17 protein-coding genes and 2 pseudogenes are annotated in these 19,439 nt (G+C 35.1%); all 19 read left to right on the forward strand.

The features are described 5' to 3' along the window. Positions 1–261 (forward strand): nitroreductase family protein (locus tag ACHABW_RS23075; RefSeq protein WP_435759010.1); only part of this gene is annotated, 261 nt, incomplete at its 5' end. Positions 262–365: 104 nt separating this feature from the next. Beyond that, the gene (gene cyoE, locus ACHABW_RS23080; protein ID WP_435759012.1) at positions 366–1,307 is read left to right on the forward strand and encodes a heme o synthase; all 942 of its coding nucleotides are present in this window, start codon (positions 366–368) and stop codon (positions 1,305–1,307) included. A gap of 310 nt (positions 1,308–1,617) precedes the next feature. After that, the gene (locus tag ACHABW_RS23085) at positions 1,618–1,755 is read left to right on the forward strand and encodes a hypothetical protein (RefSeq protein ID WP_435759014.1); all 138 of its coding nucleotides are present in this window, start codon (positions 1,618–1,620) and stop codon (positions 1,753–1,755) included. A 178-nt stretch (positions 1,756–1,933) separates the two neighbouring features. Next, positions 1,934–2,080: a hypothetical protein gene (locus ACHABW_RS23090; protein ID WP_435759016.1), complete on the forward strand. Its 147-nt coding sequence runs from the start codon at positions 1,934–1,936 to the stop codon at positions 2,078–2,080. Positions 2,081–2,091: 11 nt separating this feature from the next. Beyond that, positions 2,092–2,559, forward strand: a complete 468-nt coding sequence (locus tag ACHABW_RS23095; RefSeq protein WP_110937202.1) for a cytochrome c oxidase subunit II — start codon at positions 2,092–2,094, stop codon at positions 2,557–2,559. Between the two features lie 16 nt (positions 2,560–2,575). Then, a pseudogene (locus ACHABW_RS23100) lies at positions 2,576–4,255 on the forward strand (cbb3-type cytochrome c oxidase subunit I). Between the two features lie 195 nt (positions 4,256–4,450). Next, on the forward strand, positions 4,451–5,089 hold the full coding sequence (locus tag ACHABW_RS23105; RefSeq protein ID WP_435759018.1) for an SCO family protein: 639 nt from the start codon (positions 4,451–4,453) through the stop codon (positions 5,087–5,089). Beyond that, on the forward strand, positions 5,086–5,676 hold the full coding sequence (locus ACHABW_RS23110) for a hypothetical protein (RefSeq protein ID WP_435759020.1): 591 nt from the start codon (positions 5,086–5,088) through the stop codon (positions 5,674–5,676). The genes ACHABW_RS23105 and ACHABW_RS23110 overlap by 4 nt, the downstream gene beginning before the upstream one ends. A gap of 284 nt (positions 5,677–5,960) precedes the next feature. Beyond that, complete coding sequence (proC, locus tag ACHABW_RS23115) at positions 5,961–6,800, forward strand: pyrroline-5-carboxylate reductase (RefSeq protein ID WP_435759022.1); 840 nt, start codon at positions 5,961–5,963, stop codon at positions 6,798–6,800. Between the two features lie 488 nt (positions 6,801–7,288). Then, positions 7,289–8,506 carry an ROK family protein gene (locus tag ACHABW_RS23120; protein ID WP_435759024.1) on the forward strand — a complete coding sequence of 406 codons (1,218 nt, stop codon included), beginning with the start codon at positions 7,289–7,291 and terminating at the stop codon, positions 8,504–8,506. A 17-nt stretch (positions 8,507–8,523) separates the two neighbouring features. Then, positions 8,524–9,399 (forward strand): carbohydrate ABC transporter permease, encoded by an 876-nt coding sequence (locus ACHABW_RS23125; protein WP_435759026.1) that lies wholly within the window; start codon positions 8,524–8,526, stop codon positions 9,397–9,399. Positions 9,400–9,420: 21 nt separating this feature from the next. Next, positions 9,421–10,230: a carbohydrate ABC transporter permease gene (locus ACHABW_RS23130; protein ID WP_435759040.1), complete on the forward strand. Its 810-nt coding sequence runs from the start codon at positions 9,421–9,423 to the stop codon at positions 10,228–10,230. A gap of 33 nt (positions 10,231–10,263) precedes the next feature. After that, complete coding sequence (locus ACHABW_RS23135) at positions 10,264–11,604, forward strand: ABC transporter substrate-binding protein (protein ID WP_435759028.1); 1,341 nt, start codon at positions 10,264–10,266, stop codon at positions 11,602–11,604. A gap of 68 nt (positions 11,605–11,672) precedes the next feature. Further along, on the forward strand, positions 11,673–15,014 hold the full coding sequence (locus tag ACHABW_RS23140) for a TIM-barrel domain-containing protein (protein WP_435759030.1): 3,342 nt from the start codon (positions 11,673–11,675) through the stop codon (positions 15,012–15,014). Between the two features lie 263 nt (positions 15,015–15,277). Beyond that, the gene (locus tag ACHABW_RS23145) at positions 15,278–16,960 is read left to right on the forward strand and encodes a glycoside hydrolase family 13 protein (protein ID WP_435759032.1); all 1,683 of its coding nucleotides are present in this window, start codon (positions 15,278–15,280) and stop codon (positions 16,958–16,960) included. Beyond that, positions 16,957–17,718: a hypothetical protein gene (locus ACHABW_RS23150; RefSeq protein WP_435759034.1), complete on the forward strand. Its 762-nt coding sequence runs from the start codon at positions 16,957–16,959 to the stop codon at positions 17,716–17,718. Before ACHABW_RS23145 ends, ACHABW_RS23150 begins: the two co-directional genes overlap by 4 nt. A 599-nt stretch (positions 17,719–18,317) precedes the next feature. Beyond that, on the forward strand, positions 18,318–18,599 hold the full coding sequence (locus ACHABW_RS23155; protein ID WP_435759036.1) for a type II toxin-antitoxin system Phd/YefM family antitoxin: 282 nt from the start codon (positions 18,318–18,320) through the stop codon (positions 18,597–18,599). After that, complete coding sequence (locus ACHABW_RS23160; protein WP_435759038.1) at positions 18,586–18,903, forward strand: type II toxin-antitoxin system RelE/ParE family toxin; 318 nt, start codon at positions 18,586–18,588, stop codon at positions 18,901–18,903. The genes ACHABW_RS23155 and ACHABW_RS23160 overlap by 14 nt, the downstream gene beginning before the upstream one ends. A gap of 34 nt (positions 18,904–18,937) precedes the next feature. After that, positions 18,938–19,099 (forward strand): annotated as a pseudogene (locus ACHABW_RS23165) (HIRAN domain-containing protein); the annotation flags it as partial. Positions 19,100–19,439: the final 340 nt, after the last annotated feature.

The raw sequence follows: 19,439 nt of genomic DNA on the forward strand, positions 1-19,439 counted from the left end.
GAAAAACAATGGGAAGAAGATTTTTCTGCAACCTCGGCTCTCATTCAAAATTTTCAATTGTCAGCATGGGAAAATGATCTTGGAGTCGTTTGGAAAACAAATAGGTATAATAAAAAGCAGGAGTTTCTTCAGGCAGTTGGCATAAAAGATGACGAGAAAATCGTTGGAGTCCTACATATCGGTTATATCAATAAAATCCCTGAAGCGAAACCAAGGACAAGGGTTGAAGAAAAATTAACCATCGTCTCACATTCATCTTAATGAATATCTCGAAGCGACTATTTTCACCAAGAAATGATATATTATATAGGAGTAATTAATTTAATCATTAATTGCTTCTATATTTTTGTTTTGGAGGAAATTTAATGAAAAATAAAGATAAAACCGCTTTTTTACAAAAGGAGGGAAAAATGCCTTCAATTAATGAAGGAAAAACCAGTCTGTTTAATGATCTGAAAGAACTCTTTAAACTGAAAGTTTTACTTGCTAATATATTGCCGGTTTTTACCGGTTTCTGGTTAGCGTTATATTTTTCAGACGCCTCTTTTTCAGATCATTGGCTACTGTTTTTTCAGGTATTAATAGGTAGTACATTTATCGTCGCTGGAGCGCTGATAATTAATAATTGGTATGATGTTGATATCGATAGCGTGATGAATAGAACAATGAATCGGCCGACTGTAACGGGACATATTTCTCTGAGTACAGTTTTAACGATGGGAATTCTTTTTACGTTGGTTGGTTTTGTCCTATTGATATTTACAACTTTAGAAGCTACCCTTTACGCTGCTATTGGATGGTTTACCTACGTATTTCTGTATACAATATGGACGAAACGAAGATATACATGGAATACGTTGATTGGAAGTGTTTCCGGGGCAGTTACTCCACTAATTGGATGGGCGGTGCTTGAGCCGGCTTCTCACGTTGTTCCTATTGTATTGGGCCTTATCCTTTTTATTTTTCAAATGCCGCATACTTTTGCGATTGCAATGAGAAAAAGAGATGAATACCGTGATGCAAAGGTAGCGATGCTTCCCGTTGTCCGCGGTTTTAGAGTGACTAAGTGGCACATATTGTTTTATGTAGCCTGTCTAATTCCGTTTCCTTTTTATCTTGCATCGCTGGGAACCTTTTTTGTAGGCTTTGCAACATTGCTTAACCTCGGCTGGTTAGGTTTGAGTATCTATGGCTTTTTTACAAAAAATGATTTCTCATGGGCTCGTGTTCAATTTATTTATTCGGTAAGTTATGTAACTGTGTTATTTGTGATGATGGTAGTTGTCACTTTTCCTGTCTTTCGCTAGTATGATGGGCAAACTGGTCCAAAGTTCGCAATCACCTTGTGAACTTTGGGCCAGTTTTTTTTGTAAGAATATATAAAATTAGCAGCTACCTTCTCGCCGCAAGTATCAAGGGAAAACCACCCTCCTTTCGAGTAGCACCTACACACACTTCGTAGGTGCTACTCGGGGCGGCGGAAGCTAACGCTGTATTTAATAAAAGACGCTACGCGTTTTTCTAAAAAACTTCAGACTTCACGGGGAAACGTGTTTTTTCCTGTACCGTCGTAGCACCTACAAAAGTAGCACGTTGAAAACAAGAGTATAAGCGAGGATGAGGGAGATTAGAAGTCGAAAAAGAGGTAGGGTGCTCCTGCGGTTACTCGTCGCAGAAAACATTGCTACTGTCGTAGCACCTACAAAAGTAGCAGGTCGAAAACGAGCGGTAATTCTTCCAAACAACCTTCAATGATAACCAAGTAACAAAATACAAAAAGATACTTAGTGTTTTCTTAAACACCACCGTTTACATTATCATCTTTGTTCAATTATTCGTCATATTTAGTTTTGAAGAGGTGATTCAACTCACTTCCCCGAGAATCGTTATCAATTAAGATGAAAGTACGAAAAGAACAAGGAGGCTGATTTTAATGGGCGATCCAAAGGTGAAGCACGAAGAAAAAGTAGTGGATGACCACGGACCACAGATAGGTACTTGGTTTTCCTTAGGAATTCTAGGCATAGTCATTTTTGCCACATTTATATTCATGTTTTCGGTTTACTTTGCTAGATTTTAGGGGGGATAGAGATGAAAATGCATCTTGATGAAAAAATATGGCTCATTATTAGTTTCGGGATGATCATGGGTTTCATGGCTTTTACTGGATATCAAACGTTTGTGTTAGGAATGGGTCCACCGAGCAACATGGAAACCATTGATCCACAGAAAGTAGATGTAACCGCCCCTTTTGATAATCCAGGTGTGTATGAGATTGGGGAGAACGAGTATGAAGTGGTGATGACATTGGAAATTTTTAGTTTTAATCCTGGTGAAATTGAGGTACCAGCGGGTTCAACAGTACACTTTACGATGACTTCAAAAGATGTTACTCATGGATTTCAAGTTGCAGGAACAAATTTAAATGCGATGGTTATGCCGGGACATATTCAAAAAATATCACAGAAGTTTGATGAACCTGGTGAATATTTAGTGTTATGCAATGAATATTGTGGAGCTGGTCACCAACATATGGCTACAACAATTACGGTGAAATAAAGAGGGGGTGGAAGAAATGGGAACAGCAGTAAATCAATCGTTTAAAGAAAAAACAAATAAGGTGTTAGGCATCACACCGGAGGATGCAAGATTAACGAAATCATATCTATTTGTAGCATTTGCAGCATTACTGTTAGGTGGTGTTTTAGGGTTATTACAAGGGCTCAATCGGGCAGGTCTTTTAGAATTACCATCTTGGTTGAATTATTACCAAGTTTTAACGGCACATGGATTACTATTAGTCCTTGTTTTAACAGCTTTCTTCACAGTCGGATATTTCTATGCGGTGCTTTCACACAATTTAGGTGGGTTATTGCCGAAAGTCAGGAAGATGGCATGGATCGGTTTCGGGATGAAATTAATAGGATTTGTACTAGCGGTTATTCCGATTATATTAAATGAAGCATCTGTCATGTATACCTTTTATCCGCCAATGGCAGCATCACCTGTTTTCTACTATGGATTAGTATTTATCGTCTTAGGAGTATGGATGTGTGCTTTTGGAGCCTTTATTCAAGTGGCTAATTGGCGAAAGAATAATAAAGGGAAACACGTGCCAATTCTGCCTTACTTTGCTACAGGAGTATTTGTTCTATTATTTTTCGGAAGTATCCCAGTAACGATTGAAGTTCTGGTTATTATACCTTGGGCACACGGTTGGGTAGAGACAATCAATGTCATGGTTTCAAGAACGTTGTTTTGGGCGTTTGGTCATACGTTAGTAAATATTTGGTATTTAACCGCAGTGTCTGCATGGTATGTGGTCGTACCAAAATTAATCGGGGGAAGACGATTCAGCGATACATTAACTCGTGTCGTAATTATTCTACTCGTTATTTTAAACATTCCTGGTGGATTTCACCATCAAATCATTGACCCGGGAATTGCGGAATCAGTAAAGTTTTTACATGTATTTATGAGTCTGGCAATTGGATTTCCTTCTTTAATGACTGCCTACGCCATGTTCTCTGTGTTTGAAAAGACGGCGAGAAAACGAGGAGGAAAAGGACTATTCAGTTGGTTTAAAAAATTGCCATGGGGTGATGTTCGTTTTCTGGCACCCATGATCGCGATGATCGCCTTTATTCCGGGTGGTGCAGGGGGAATCGTTCAAAGCACAAACCAGTTAAATCAAGTTGTTCATAATACGATGTGGGTTGTAGGTCATTTCCATTTAACCGTAGGAACTACCGTCGTTCTGACCTTCTTTGGTATTAGTTACTGGTTAGTTCCTTACCTCTCTAAACGTGTTCTAACACCAGCGATAAATAAACTGGGTGTCGCTACTACGTTAATTTGGACAGCATGAATGATTTTTATGTCAGGAGCGATGCACTGGGTCGGTGTATTAGGCTCTCCACGGAGAACTTCATATACAACTTATGGTGACAATGCTACTGCCTTAAGCTGGGATCCATATTTAATGTTCCTGGCTGTCGGGGGGACGCTTCTCATGATCGGTGTATTAATGCAAGTATATGCAGTCGTTCATCTCATGTTTTTTGCACCGAAAGGAGACACCGAGTTTCCGATAGCGGAAGTAGAGGATCATGCAGCGAAAACACCATACTGGACAGAACGTTGGGGTGTGATCATTGTTATTATGCTGTTAGTGATTGCGATGGGATATGTGATACCTCTCGTTGAAATGATTATGAATGCCCCGCCAGGATCACCACCATATAAAACTTGGTAATCTTCGGTTAATCCAAAGAGATAGTCGAATATAGTGATGGCTATCTCTTTCAGTGCAAAAAGAGGTAGGTGCTCCTGCGGTTACTCGTCGCAGAAATCATTGCTACTCGGGGGCGGTGGAAGCCGACGGTGTATTTAATAAAAGATGCTATGCGTTTTTCTTAGTTGAAAATAAGTAACGTAGGAAGTGATCATTATGATCAGAAACAGACAAACTCTATTAGCGGCTTTTCTCGTTTTATTATTTGGATGTGCCTTGTTTTATAGTGGTACTGATGGTTTTAAGGCTTATACTGCAGAAACTGCGAGGGTCATTCAACTAACGGAAGATAAACCTCAATTCCCTGTAAATGTAATGCTTGAAGACAGCAATGAGCTAACATATTCGATTTCCGAATTCGAGGGTAAATATATTTTTATTACATTTATGTATACGTCATGTGTCGATGAATGCCCTTTGTTAGAAATGAATATGGGGAGAGTCTATGACTCCATTCCAAGTGAGTACATGGGGGAAGAGATCGTGTTTCTAAGTATAAGCTTTGACCCTAAACGGGATGATCCAGCAACATTAGATATGTATAAAAATCATTTTAGTGCGGACGGGAAAACGTGGAGAATGGCGAGAATAAGTGATCAAGTGGAGTTAGCTACATTATTAGAAACGTATGGTGTCATTGTCATTCCAGATGGTGAAGGAGATTTTGCGCATAATTCTGCCTTTTATTTAGTCGATCAAACAGGTAATCTATTGGATATTATCGATTATAAAAATGTAGAACTAGCGGCTAATGAAGTTATAGAGATTCTTGAAAATGAGGAGGGAGCGCAATGAAAAATCAATTTATTTACGGCTTCCTACTGCTTATCTTCTTAGCTCTCCCTCCAGTAGCTTTTTTAATGGAATCTATTATGATTGTACACATGCATATGCAAATGCCATTGTTAGTTATAGCAGGGTTTTTAATGGCAGGCTTGATTCAACAACGATTTCCTCCTTTCTTTAAACGATGGAATCAGAATGGAGTACCTTGCATTTTGTTGTTTTCGATTATTATGGTGTATTGGATGATTCCAAGACTAATGGATGAGGCGCTGACAGTTCAAAGTGTAGAACTCTTTAAGTATATTAGCCTTCCTTTTCTGGCCGGTGTCCCATTGCGGGATAGCTGGCAAAAAATTAGTCCAACTTTTAAAAATGTTATTATTATTTGTTTCTCGATTCTCTTTTTCGCAATTGGATGGTTATATATTACCTGGCCAGAACAGTTATGCAACAACTACTTATTGATGGAGCAGATCACTCTCGGATGGGGATTTTTAACGATGGCAGTATGTATGGTAATCTATTTGATTTATAACACTTTAGTTGATCCTTCAGACTATGAAGAACCATCTGCGTTCAGTCTTGAAGAAGCATAGACGTTTAAATAAGTGTCCTTTAAATTGGAGTGTTCGTGAAAAATCTTGTTTTTGTTATTTGAAGTGATACAACAATCTATAAGTAATTATCATTTCACGTTCTCTGAGACTCTCTCGTACGATACAAAGTGATTCATGGAGCCTTTTGCACGAATAACGCCACGTAAATCAAGTATTTACTCGTATGCTCATTACCTCACTCATAACTCTTGAAGTAATCCAGTATAATGTTATGATTAAATATGGATTATAAAAGGAAGACAATGTAGGAGTTGAATTTTACAATGAGTTTAGATATAAGAGTTGTATTTATTGGTGCTGGAAACATGGCTGAGGCAATGATCTCAGGAATTATAAAAACAGGAACGCTCGAGCCGCGTCAAGTAATAGTGACGAATCGAAGTAATGAAGAACGGTTACTTGAATTGCACAACCGGTACGGCGTACAAGGAATCGTGCGAGACAAATTAAAAATTGAAACAGCAGATATTATTGTTTTGGCAATGAAGCCAAAAGATGCAAAAGTATCTCTAGATTCTATTAAAGATCAGATAAGGCCCGATCAAGTAGTCATGAGTGTGTTAGCGGGTATATCAACAACATTTATGGAAAAAAATCTACAAGCTGGTCAACAGGCGATTCGAGTTATGCCGAATACATCAAGTATGATTCAAGAATCAGCCACAGCGATATCGCCAGGAGAAAACGTAACAATGAAAAACGTGAGGCTTGCAAAGAAATTGCTTCAGTCAATTGGTAAGGTTTATCTAATTGAAGAAGAACAAATGGATTTGTTCACTGGCATCGCGGGAAGCGGTCCTGCATATTATTATTATTTGCTGGAACATGTAGAGAAAATAGCTAAGGAAAACGGAATGGAAGTTTCGCAAGCAAGAGAAATCGGTGCTCAAACGATTTTAGGAGCTGCAAGAATGATGCTGGAGCGAGAAGAAACGCCAGCACAGTTGCGGAAAAATATTACGTCCAAAAACGGAACGACAGCCTCTGGACTTCAAGCATTAGCGGACAATGGTGGTGGGGACGCAATCAAGGCTGCAATTGAAGGTGCAATGCACCGTTCGAAAGAAATAAGTGCAGAGTTGGAGAAAGCACCTGTGAACTAAGTCAACTAAAGAACGATAAGTAGTGCGAAGGCAACTTATCGTTCTAAAAGAAAGACGAATCTTAAGGCTGGCAGTCTTGAGATCAGTGATTCGAGCCTGCTATGCTCGAACAAAATTTAAGTGAGTGATACTACGTTGAGAAGCTACGAAGCGAACGAACATCGTAGTGCTTGAAAAGTGCACCATACATATCGCTATCAACGATGCGGTTCTTCGTCCTAACGAGGAATTGTGTCGTTTTTTTATTAGGCAGTTTTTAGTTTGGTGAGCCCTTTGAACTCTAATGTTGGGTGATAAAACCAGTAAAAAATAGATAATTCAATTAATTAATTACTGAAAACGCTTGCAATTAATTTTTGTTTTATATATAGTTAAACTATACTTATTTCACTGATTGAAAAAAGATTCATGGACGACTCAAAAATTTTTATCCACTTATTTCATTGATTGGAATAAGTTATATAATTGAATTATATGGAGTGATTAATTTGAAGGTATTAAGAAATGGAAGCAAGGAACTAATAAAAGAAATAAACAGATTTAAAGTACTAAATATTATTCGAAAACATTACCCAATAAGCAGAATTGACATTACAGAAAAATCTAATTTGGGTCCCTCGACTTTATCTTATATTATGGAAGATTTGAAAAAATCTGAGTTTATATTTGAAACTGTTGAATCAAGTTCAACTGGGGGAAGGAGAGCAAAACTGATTGAATTTAATAAGGAATTTGGTTATATAGTTGGAGTGAAAATAGAAGAAATGAAAATAATTATTGCACTAACTAATATGAATGGAGAAATAAAATTTACTAAATCGTCAGAATTTCAATTACATTCAGATCCTGAAACGGTCGTTAACCTAATACAAAGCGCTATTAATGACATTTTTGATGATAACCAAATATCTATTCAAAAATTGTTAGGGATTGGCGTTTTATCATCAGGACTCGTAAATAGGAATGAAGGAATTATCATTAGATCTTCGATGTTAGATTGGAAAGACGTAAATATTACTGAAATGCTCAAAAATAGATTTAGCAGCATCAAAATATTTGTTGATAATAATATAAATGGCTATACATTAGCAGAACTATGGGAGGGTGAAGGAGTTAACAATAATAATTTTCTTGTTGTTTCTGTTGGTGCTGGTATTGGTTTGTCGGTAGTTATTGACAGGAAAATCTATTATGGAGCGATTGGGGGAGCAGGGGAGTTTGGACACACTACTCTAGTAATAGACGGATACGATTGTCATTGTGGGCAAAAAGGATGTTTAGAGATGTATGCTTCAGATGCTTATTTTGAAAATAAAGGTCAAGAATTAATTGAAACATATAGTAAAACTATCCTTAAGGACTTTACCCTATATGAAGTTGCTCAAAAAGCAAATCAGGGAGATGACTTAGCAAATAGATTATTTGGAGAAATGGGAGAGTATTTAGGTTATGGTATTAGAAATCTTATAAACACTTTAAATCCTGAAACGATTGTTCTTGCAGGTGAAGGTATGAATTATAGTGATTTGTTTTATGAAAACTTAGCAAATGTGACGAACAACAACTTCTTCTCACAGGTTGGTAGCAATACTAAAATTGTGAAGTCTAAGTTAGATGACAATGCTTGGTTAGTTGGAGGAGCCTTGTTAGCAATTAATCATATCTTCCAAGAACCAATATATGAAAAAGCGAAAGTTCACCATTAATGAAGGGGGTAGGTGAAATGGTTGGAATGACAAAAAAGAAAACATATTTCTGGTTATTCATATTTTTATTACCTAACCTAATTGGTTTTCTACTTTTTATTGGAGTGCCAATAGTTTCATCATTGATTATTAGTTTTACAGATTGGGACTTAGTAGGGTCCATGGGCTTTATTGGATTTGATAATTATATAAGGTTAGTTCAAGATGCAGATTTTTGGAGAGCATTTAGAAACACGTTTGCTTTTATTATTGGATACATTCCGTTAGTTATGTTATTTGGTCTATCTGCTGCGTTACTCTTAAATAAAAATATGAGATTTAAAACATTTTTTCGTGCAACATACTTTTTACCAGTTATAACAAGTTGGGTAGCAGTATCTTTGGTATGGAAATGGCTATATAACCCAAGTTATGGATTAATCAATTATGTGCTCTCAATGATAGGGATTGAAGGTCCACAATGGTTGCACGATCCAAGTACGGCAATGATAGGAATTGTTTTAGCGAGTGCTTGGAAAGATATTGGTTTTGTAATGGTTTTGTTCTTAGGAGGTTTACAAAGTATATCTCCATCTTATTATGAAGCATCTTCGATTGATGGTGCCAATAAACTAAGGGCATTGTGGAGCATTACATTACCACTACTAGCACCTACTACATTTTTTGTGACAATTATTTCGATGATTAATTCATTTCAGGTATTTGACCAAGTTATGATTATGACTGGTGGCGGGCCAAGTGGTTCGACTACTGTAATGGTTCAAAATATATATAACCATGCTTTTAGATATTTTGAGATGGGTTATGCGGCAGCAATGAGCTGGGCACTCTTTATCGTTATTTTCATTTTTACGTATATTCAAATGAAATCGCAAGATAAGGGGGCGTTCTAAGTGAAAAGTAATAATACTTTAATGAAAAAAATACTTTTTTATTTGATATTAATTGTAGGCGCTTTCGTAATGTTAGTTCCTTTTTTATGGATGATTTCAACATCGATAAAAAGTACGGGAGAAATAATGGTTTTCCCTCCAGAGTTTATCCCAAAAGAGCCGACTTTAGATAATTACAAGGCAGTGACCGAAAAGTTTCCGATGATGAGATTTTTATGGAATTCTTTATTAGTTGCAGTTTTAACAACGATCGGTCAAATTATTTTCAGTTCGATGGCAGGCTATGCATTTGCACGAATGCAGTTTAAAGGCAGAGATAAGTTGTTTTTATTATATTTAGCAACAATGATGGTGCCAGCCCAAGTAACGATGATACCTCAGTTTATATTAATGAAAGAATTTGGGTGGTTAGATAGCTACCAGGCATTGATCATACCAACAATGTTTGCAGTTTTCGGGACATTTCTTATGAGGCAGGCAATGTTATCAATACCAAGGGAACTTGAAGAGGCAGCATTCATGGATGGCGCTAATCACTTTCAAGTTTTCTTAAATGTTTGTCTTCCTTTGATAAAGCCAGCGATAGCCACACTTACTATTTTTACATTTATGCAATCTTGGAACAACTTTTTGTGGCCTTTAATAGTCATAAGTTCAAGAGATTTAGCAACTCTCCCATTAGGATTGTCATTATTACAAGGTAGATGGGGGACAGATTGGGCTTTAATGATGTCTGGTGTAGTAATAAGTGTTATACCAATTTTAGCAGTCTATCTTTTCGCTCAGAAGTACTTTATTCAAGGTATGACTATGAGTGGAATGAAAGAATAGAAGAATGAAAAATAAAAGAAGGAGTGGGGTAAAATGAATTTTAGATTTAAAAGAGTTCTGTCTGTGGTAATGGGGATTGGGTTAGTTTCTGGGATTGTCGGATGTGGAGATGAAGAAAGTGTTAATGGAGATAACAATTCTAATTCGAATAATATTAGTAATGAAGCATCAGAAAATAGTGATGAAACATCAACAAATAGTGATGAAGTAACAGAGATAAGTTATTTTAGCTTTTCTGCGACACCAAATTATGAAGAGGAGTTAGAACAAATTGTAGATGCTTTCGAAGGAGAGTATCCAAACATAAAAGTTAACCTTGAATTAGCAGCATATGATGATTATTTCACTCGGCTTCAAACACAAATTGCGGGTTCCAATGCTCCGGATGTATTTGAATTAAATTATGAAAATTTTGTGCAGTATGCTTCTAGAGGTACTTTAGCAGACCTTTCAGAATACATTGAGTCCGATGAAGATTTTGATCCGAATGTTCTGAATCAAGAAGCGTTTAATGCATACAACTATGAAGGAAAACAATATGGAATGGTAGAAAGCTTTTCTAATGTATTAACTTTTTATAATAAAGATTTGTTTGATGAAGCGGGTGTAGATTATCCAAGTTCAGAATGGACCTGGGATGACGAACTTCAAGCGGCTATAGAGCTGACAGATAAAGAAAGTAATGTTTGGGGAACGTATGCACCTGTAACAATGAATGAATTCTATAAAATTGCTGCTCAAAACGGTGGTCAAATTTTTAATGAAGATGGATCGGTTGCAATAAATAGTCCTGAAAATTTGGAAGCGTTAAATTACATGGTGGATAAAATAGTCGAACATGAAGTATCACCTTCACCAGCAGACTTATCTGGTCAATCACCTGAAGATTTATTTATGAATGGTCAACTGGCTGTACTTCATACAGGTATTTGGATGTTTGGAGCCTTTGAAGAAGCTTCTTTTGATTGGGATATTGAGTTAGAAGCTGGTAATACGCAGAAGGCACATCACTTTTTTGCAAATGGTCTAGCGGTTTCCGCAGATTCAGATCAACAGGAAGCGGCATATAAGTTTGCAAGGTTTATGAGTGCTAGTGAAGAGGTGGCAAATATAAGAATTGATTCATCTTGGGAGCTACCGGCACTTTCTGATGATGATATTTTAAGCCCATATTTAGAACAATCGTCACCAGAAAATAGAGAAGCAGTTTTTGAAGCACTTAATTCCTTAATTCTTCCGCCTGTAGTAGAAAATTGGAGTCGAATAAGCGATGTAACAAATGAAGCCTTGGAAAGTGTCCAATTTGGCGAATCGAGTCCTGAAGAAGTTTTAAATGACTTAGAAGAAGAGTTTAATAAGATTTTAGAAGAATAGACATTTGAGGATATATGTGCATGCAATAAGCACATATATCCTTTAAAACAAAATAAGGAGGTTATATTGTGCAAGACATAAAGAAGTATAATCAATTATTAAAAGTTTATCTCGATCAGATTAATAACGATTTTGAAACATCGGCTAAAACTCTTTTATTAATAAAGCCTAATATTAAATTAGATACTTTTTTTAATATCGCTACTTGGACTTGGTTATATAATAGGCACAATCTGAACTCGAACAATGATGACACTATTTTAGTTCAAGAAATAGATGACATGGTTGAATACATATCAAACGCTTGGTCTTTTGAACATAAGGCAATAAACAATAATCATCAGGATATCTACCTATCTAATTTATCTATGGTATATGCAGCTTTAATAGAAGCCAAAAACTCGCTAAATAAAGCAGTATTACAAAAAAAAATTACTGAAATTAGGGACTATGTATTCAATAACATGTTGAGTGGTGGAATGGTTTTAGGGAGTTATAAAAAAAGAGAAATTAGCGTTGATCAAGTATTATCTGTTCTTCCATATGGGTTGTTTTCTCCCGAGGATCTAGTAATGGTTGAAGCTGTAAATAATATTAGAAGAAGTTTAGAAAAGTCAGACGGCTTTAGTCTAAATACAAACGAACTAAAAACATCCAAATCGGCTACTATCATCATGGCGCTATATTTTTTAGAGAAGTCGGAAAAAGAAAGAGCAGATTATTATTACAATCTTGCATCTTCAATAGAAAATAATGAGGACTTTTTAAATAATGAAGTATTAATTGGCATTTATAATGCTTTCACAGAAGAAAAAAAAGATACGGCACGTAAGATTATTCATGAGCCCTATGGTAATAATAATGTTTATTCTCCTAAATTAACTGAGAGAATTCCCCATTTCCCCCTAGTAGAAGAAAGTGTGGAAATTCCATGCCAAGTTATATGCGATGAAAGTATAATCGACTGTAAAATTTATATTGCAGATAATTTATCTGAATGGACTTATGAATGTACAATGTTAAATCAAAATAAATCATTTGAAAATTTATATACTACAAGAGTTCCAAGTCTACCTAGGGTATCTAATTATGAGTATTACTTTGTAGCTACGAGTGTAAATGGCCTAGAAATAACATCAGAAAAATTCCAAATCAATAACCTTGAAAAGTTAGAAATTGAAGATATGAAAATAATAAAATCTAGTCAAAATAATTATATATTAGATGTAAATGTGGATATAACAAACAGATTTTTGTCTGTGGAATTTTTGGATAATAAGATGAAGTTTAAATTTGTAGATCGTTCAGAAGCGGGAGAGTTACAGAAATTTAGATTATCCGAGGAGGAACTGAAGACAAACCTTGCTATAGAAAATAATGTATTAAAAATATACAGAGATTCAAAACTCATTCTTCAATCTCACGAGATTTTTGCTCCGATTGAAATCGTTAGGGATTACAAGAAAAATATTATCAGATTTCAATTTAATTGGCATAGTGATCGATCACAAGAGTTTTATGGCTTTGGTGAAAGATATAATTCAATAAATCAAAAAGGAAATATCTTAGATTGTTTTGTATACAACCAATATAGGGATCAAGGGACAAAAACATATATTCCAACGCCATTTTATCTAACTAATCGTGGTTATGGAGCTTTTATTGATACAAACTTATATACAAAGTTCGATGTATGTTCAGAGATGAATGACAAATGCACATGGTACGTAAATAATGAAAAAGATACTGAACAAGCGAGTATTTATCTGTTATTTGGTGATTATAAAGAACAAATTAAAAGTTATGTTGAATTAACTGGAAAGCCTAAAATGATTCCATCTTGGGCATTGGGCCCATGGATGTCAAGTAATAACTGGGATAGGCAATCTATTGTAGAAGATGAAATTAAATTAACCAATAAATATCAAATTCCAGCGACAGTTTTAGTTTTAGAACAGTGGTCAGATGAAACGACGTACTATATGTTTAATGATGCTTTATATGAATTAAAAGACCCAAGCAGTGCTCACACATATGAGGAGATGGATTTTCCTGATTGGGGCAGGTGGCCTGATCCAAAAGAAATGGTTAACTATATACATGGAAATAACCTTAAATTAATACTGTGGCAAATTCCTATTTCTAAATACTTGAATAAACAAAATCATCCATTAAAGGATTTAGATGAAAAACATATGATAGAGAATAACTATGTTGTTAGAAATGCAGATGAAACTCCATATAGGATTCCAGAAAACTGGTTTACTAATAGTTTAATTTTTGACTTCAGCAACAAAGAGGCCGTCTCGTGGTGGTTCAATAAAAGGCAATATCTATTAGACATCGGTGTTGATGGATTTAAAACGGATGGTGGGGAGTTTGTCTTTGGTAATGACTTGAAGTTCTCAGACGGAAAAACAGGAGCTGAAATGCGTAATAAGTATCCAAATGATTATGTTAAATCTTATTATGATTTTGCTCAAAAAAATGGTGGTATTACATTTAGCAGAGCTGGATACATTGGTGCACAGAAGTTCCCAGCACATTGGGCTGGAGATGAGAGGTCAACATTTGGGGCATTTAAAAGATCACTTATAGCAGGAATAAACTCTGGATTATCAGGTATTACATTCTGGAGTTGGGATTTAGCTGGATTTAATGGAGATATACCATCTGCAGAATTATTTAAAAGGTCTTCATCCATGGCAGCTTTCTGTCCAATCATGCAATATCATGCAGAAAGTAAAGCTGAATTCAATCAAGATAGAACTCCTTGGAATATTGCTGAACGAACGAATGATGCCGCTGTTATTGAAGTGTATCGTTATTTTGCGAATGTAAGAATGAATTTAATGCCATATATTTATCAGGAAGCTAGAAAATCGTCTGAAAGCGGAATACCATTAATGAGAGCATTAATGGTTGAGTTTCCAAATGACGTAAGAGTGGAAGGTATTTTTGATGAATATTTATTTGGCGATTCTCTACTAGTCTCACCAATTATCGAAGAAGGTCAAGTAGAAAGAAAAGTATATTTACCAGAAGGAAAATGGTTTAATTTTTGGACTGATGAGGCTACCTCAGGCCCTAAATTAGTTAATGCCAAAGCGCAGGTGAACGAGATCCCAGTATATGTTCGAAATAATTCTGCGATTTTACTAAATGTCAATGAAACCAAAAAGTTAGGTTCAAATGTAGGGAACAATATTCATAACTATGTAAAACCGTTATGTAAAATCTATTATGAAGATGATTTTGAAACTGTGATTGACGATCATCTAAATAATAACTTGAAATTGGCTGTTTTTGAAAAAGGTAACTCTTTATGTGTGAATTATACTAGTGATATAACAGATTTAGAATTTGAAATTATTGGGTCAGACAAAGTTGTTGAAATAACCCCATTATAAGGAGTGGTTTCATGTTAGACAATACTAGTTATGCAATTATCGCAGATGAAGGAAAAACAAGGAATTAGTCTGTATGGTTTTGGAAGTGGTGAGTTAGCCGGTGAATTGTATGTAGACGATGGAGAAAGTTATGACTATAAATAGCAAAATTATTATTCGGCACGATATCATTTCGTTAATAATCAATTAAATACGAAATATGAAGGGGAACTCAAAGCAGATATGCCACTTAATATTACTAAAATAATTGGAGCTGACTTACTATGAAAATAAATCAGGAATGGTGGAAAGAAAGTGTCGTTTATCAAATATATCCACAGAGTTTTAATGATTCAAACGGTGATGGCATTGGAGATATTAATGGAATAATTGGAAAACTAGATTATCTAAAAGAGTTAGGCGTAGATGTTCTTTGGCTCTCTCCAATTTATGATTCTCCTCAAGAAGATAATGGGTATGATATACGAGATTATTTAAATATTTATGAAAAGTATGGAGAAATGAAAGATTTTGATAATTTATTAAATGAAGTCCATCGACGCGATATGAAATTAATCATGGATTTAGTAGTAAATCATACATCTGATGAGCATGAATGGTTTATGGAAGCAAAGAAAGATAAAAATAATCGATATAGAGATTTCTATATATGGAAAGATGGAGTTGATGGAAACGAGCCACCAAATAACTGGGGTTCAATATTTGGCGGGCCTGCTTGGGAATTAGATGGGAATACAAATCAATATTACCTCCATTTATTTGCTACAAAACAGCCAGATCTCAATTGGGAAAATGAAGATTTGAGAAATCAAGTTTATAAAATTATAAATTACTGGCTCGATAAAGGGATTGACGGGTTTAGGATGGATGTTATTAATTTTATTTCTAAGAATTTAAATTTTCCTAATGGGAAAGTAGTAGAGCATTCAAAATTTGGTGATGCAGGTGAGTTTTTTGTTAACGGTCCCAAGATCCATAAGTATTTGAAAGAAATGAACAATAAAGTATTATCAAGGTACGATATTATGACAGTTGGAGAAATGCCAGGCGCTACTACAGAATATGCCATTGATTACACTGATCCAAAAAATGAAGAGCTAAATATGATTTTCACATTTGAACATATGAACTTAGATCAAAAAGGTAATGATAAATGGGATATATCACTATTAGATTTAAGGGAATTAAAAAGAAACTTTGAAAAGTGGCAAACTTCTTTATACCAGAAGGGGTGGAACAGCCTATATTGGAATAATCATGATCAGCCAAGGATCGTTTCTAGGTTTGGTAATGACAAAAAGTATCGGGAGAAATCAGCAAAGATGCTGGGACTTTGTTTGCACTTAATGCAAGGTACTCCTTATATATTCCAAGGGGAAGAAATAGGAATGACGAACGTAAAATTTGATGTACTTGATCAATATAGAGATATTGAATTATTTAATATGTATGATGATAAAAAGTCTGATGGTTGGTCACATGAAAAGATAATGGAGTCAATTTATAAAAAAGGAAGAGATAGTGCCAGAACGTCAATGCAGTGGAGTGATGAAAAAAATGCTGGATTTACAGATGGAACACCATGGATTAATGTAAATCCTAATTATAAATCGATTAATGCTGAGAAGGCCAAGAAAGATAAAAACTCGATATTTCATTTTTATAGAGAGTTGATTAATTTAAGGAAAGATAATCAAACAGTGATCGATGGAAGATTTGAATTAATATTACCAGATTCACAAGATATCTTCTCATATATTAGGCACGGTGATGGAGAGAAGTTAATCGTGATTTGTAATTTTTCAGATAAAGAGGTTACTCTTCCTAAAGATGAGTTGGTAGATATTTTAACTTCAGCAGAATTACTTATAAGTAATGAGGAAAATCCATCCAAGTATAAGTTACAGCCATATGCAGCAAACTTGTGGAGGGTAACTAATAAATGAAACTTGATCAAGATCATTCAATAAACAGATTGTATGAAATATGTTATTCATTAAAGAAGTTTAGCACTGTAAAGGCTATCATTGCTTTTGGTTCATTGGTTGATGTACAACGGTTTGATGCTTATTCAGATTTAGATTTTATTGTGCTAACAAATGCTAAGGGAAAAAAAGAGTTATTATCGTCAGTATCTTGGTTAATAGATATATATCCAATTGAATTTGAATATTTCACTTCAAAAGATAGCATGAAAGTTATCTATAGTGATGGGGTAATTTGTGACTTTGGGATTTTAACAGAAGAAGAATTTAGTGATTTCGAACACGGGGAAGGTAAACTAATTTGGAATAATGATTGCTTTATAGAAAAGATTGATTCAAATATTAATTTAAGAGAAGAAGATGAGATCCAGAAGGGCAAAATTCTAGGTGATATAATAAGCAACTTATATATTGGAATGTTGAGGTTTTCGAGAGGGGAACTTCTTTCTGCGTATAAGTTAATTCAAAATGATAATATTACATTGTTAATTCAGCTGTTTTTAGAGGAAGATGAAAGTATACCTAAATTTAAAGAGTATGAATATGTAAGAAGGCTAGAGTTTGAAAATGAATCACTTTCGATAGAGTTATCAACAATTATGCTAGGTTATAATAATACTCCTGAAGCAGCATCAAATACAATTAGTTTATTGGAAAAAGAATACCGATTACCAATATATCAAAGGATAGAGACTTTGATTCAAGAAGCGAAGGGGTAGATCTTAAGTAAAAACTCATGAAAAATATTGACATAATAAATCACAAAGCAATTATTGATGTTTTAACTTTTAACTAGGTATTCCTGTAGAAAAATACTTTATAAAGTTACAACTAATTTGTATGACCACACACTTACTCCCACCTGTGCACATTTTTGTGCACAGACTTATTTTTCTGGGTAGAACTTATTTAACGCATTTGTTTTTCGATCCCTCAAAAACGTTGATTTACCAGACATCCTAAAACGTATTTAATTTGATTGAACTCAGTTTATTTCACCGATTCCATCTGGCAGTCTTGAGATCAGTGGTTCGAGCCTGCTATGCTCGACCATACATAACGCTATTAACGACGCGGTTCTTCGTCTATACGAGGAACTGTGCCGTTTTTTTTGAGAATTTATAAAATTGGCAGCTACTTTCACACCGCGCGTATCAAGGGAAGATCACCCTTGATACTTAAGAGATGGCGGTGGAAGCTGAGACGCTGTATTTAATAAAAGACGGCTATGCCGTTTTTCTTAGCATGTTGATTTTGATTAAATAGCAGTATACAGGTATAATTAGCATATAATATTGCTATGTGAGGTGAATAGTTTATGAAAATAAAACCGTCAGCAGCGATTCGAAAAAACTATAATGAAATTGCAACACTATGTAAGGAAAGTGGTGAACCCGTTTATTTAACAAAAAATGGTGAGGGAGACCTAGTCATCATGGATATTGGTGTGTTTGAAAAACGGGAACGCATGCTTAATCTCAGAGAACAATTAGTAGCTGTTGAAGAGGACCGAATCAATGGGAAAAAAGGATATTCAATTGATGAAGCGACTTCCTGTATGCAAAAAGCAGTGCAAGAGGTTCTGAATGACAAGTCCTAAGCAACTGTATCAAGTTATTGTCTCTGAAAAGGCAGTTGAAATGTTGGTTTCTCATACCCGATTTTTAGCGAATATAAGTGAAGAAGCTGCCGAAAAACTGATGCATGAGCTTCAAGTCTCGGCAGCATCGCTTGAAATGATTCCTGAGCGACACCCTTGGCTAACAGATCCTATTATTCCAGCTTATAAGTACAGAAAGCTACTGCTCAACAAAAGATATTTGCTGATTTATCAAATAAAGGATCATAATGTGTACATTGATTTTGTAGTTGATTGTAGACAGGATTATAGCTGGTTACTGTAGTTTTTTATTAGATTGGTATAAAGAAGTGTTTGAAATGAAAAAGAAACCTTTTGTATTATGGTTAGTTTGGCAAAATCAAGAGACGAGGCAACGTTATCATATTGGCAATTTGACTCATATTGATGGGGAATATGAGTTCTCATATGAACGAAGTGGGAAACGAAGTACATTAAATGAAGCGATGGAAAATGCATACATAACGTTATCAACGACGCGGTTCTTCGTCTATAAGAGGAATGGTGTCGTTTTTAAATTTGGGTTTTGTCACAATTAGTCAGCTAAAGTGTTAGTATTTACTGAAGTAGGATAGTGTTGCTATTTTCTTACACTTTTATTTGTTAATAATAAATAGTATAATGAACAGAATTTACAATAGTTTGATATAAAGTGCTTGAACATAGTATAAGTGTAAAAGAAGCAGGGACATCTTTGCTTTTTATTTTTTGGGTGGACATCTGGCTTGTCCGGGTGTCCCATAATGAGGGGATTTGAATTTGAATATGACAGAAAATTTTTGGCGTGATTTACCACGGCCT

It is taken from the genome of Salipaludibacillus sp. CF4.18 (assembly GCF_051262595.1).
In the GTDB taxonomy this organism is placed as follows: domain Bacteria; phylum Bacillota; class Bacilli; order Bacillales; family Salisediminibacteriaceae; genus Salipaludibacillus; species Salipaludibacillus neizhouensis.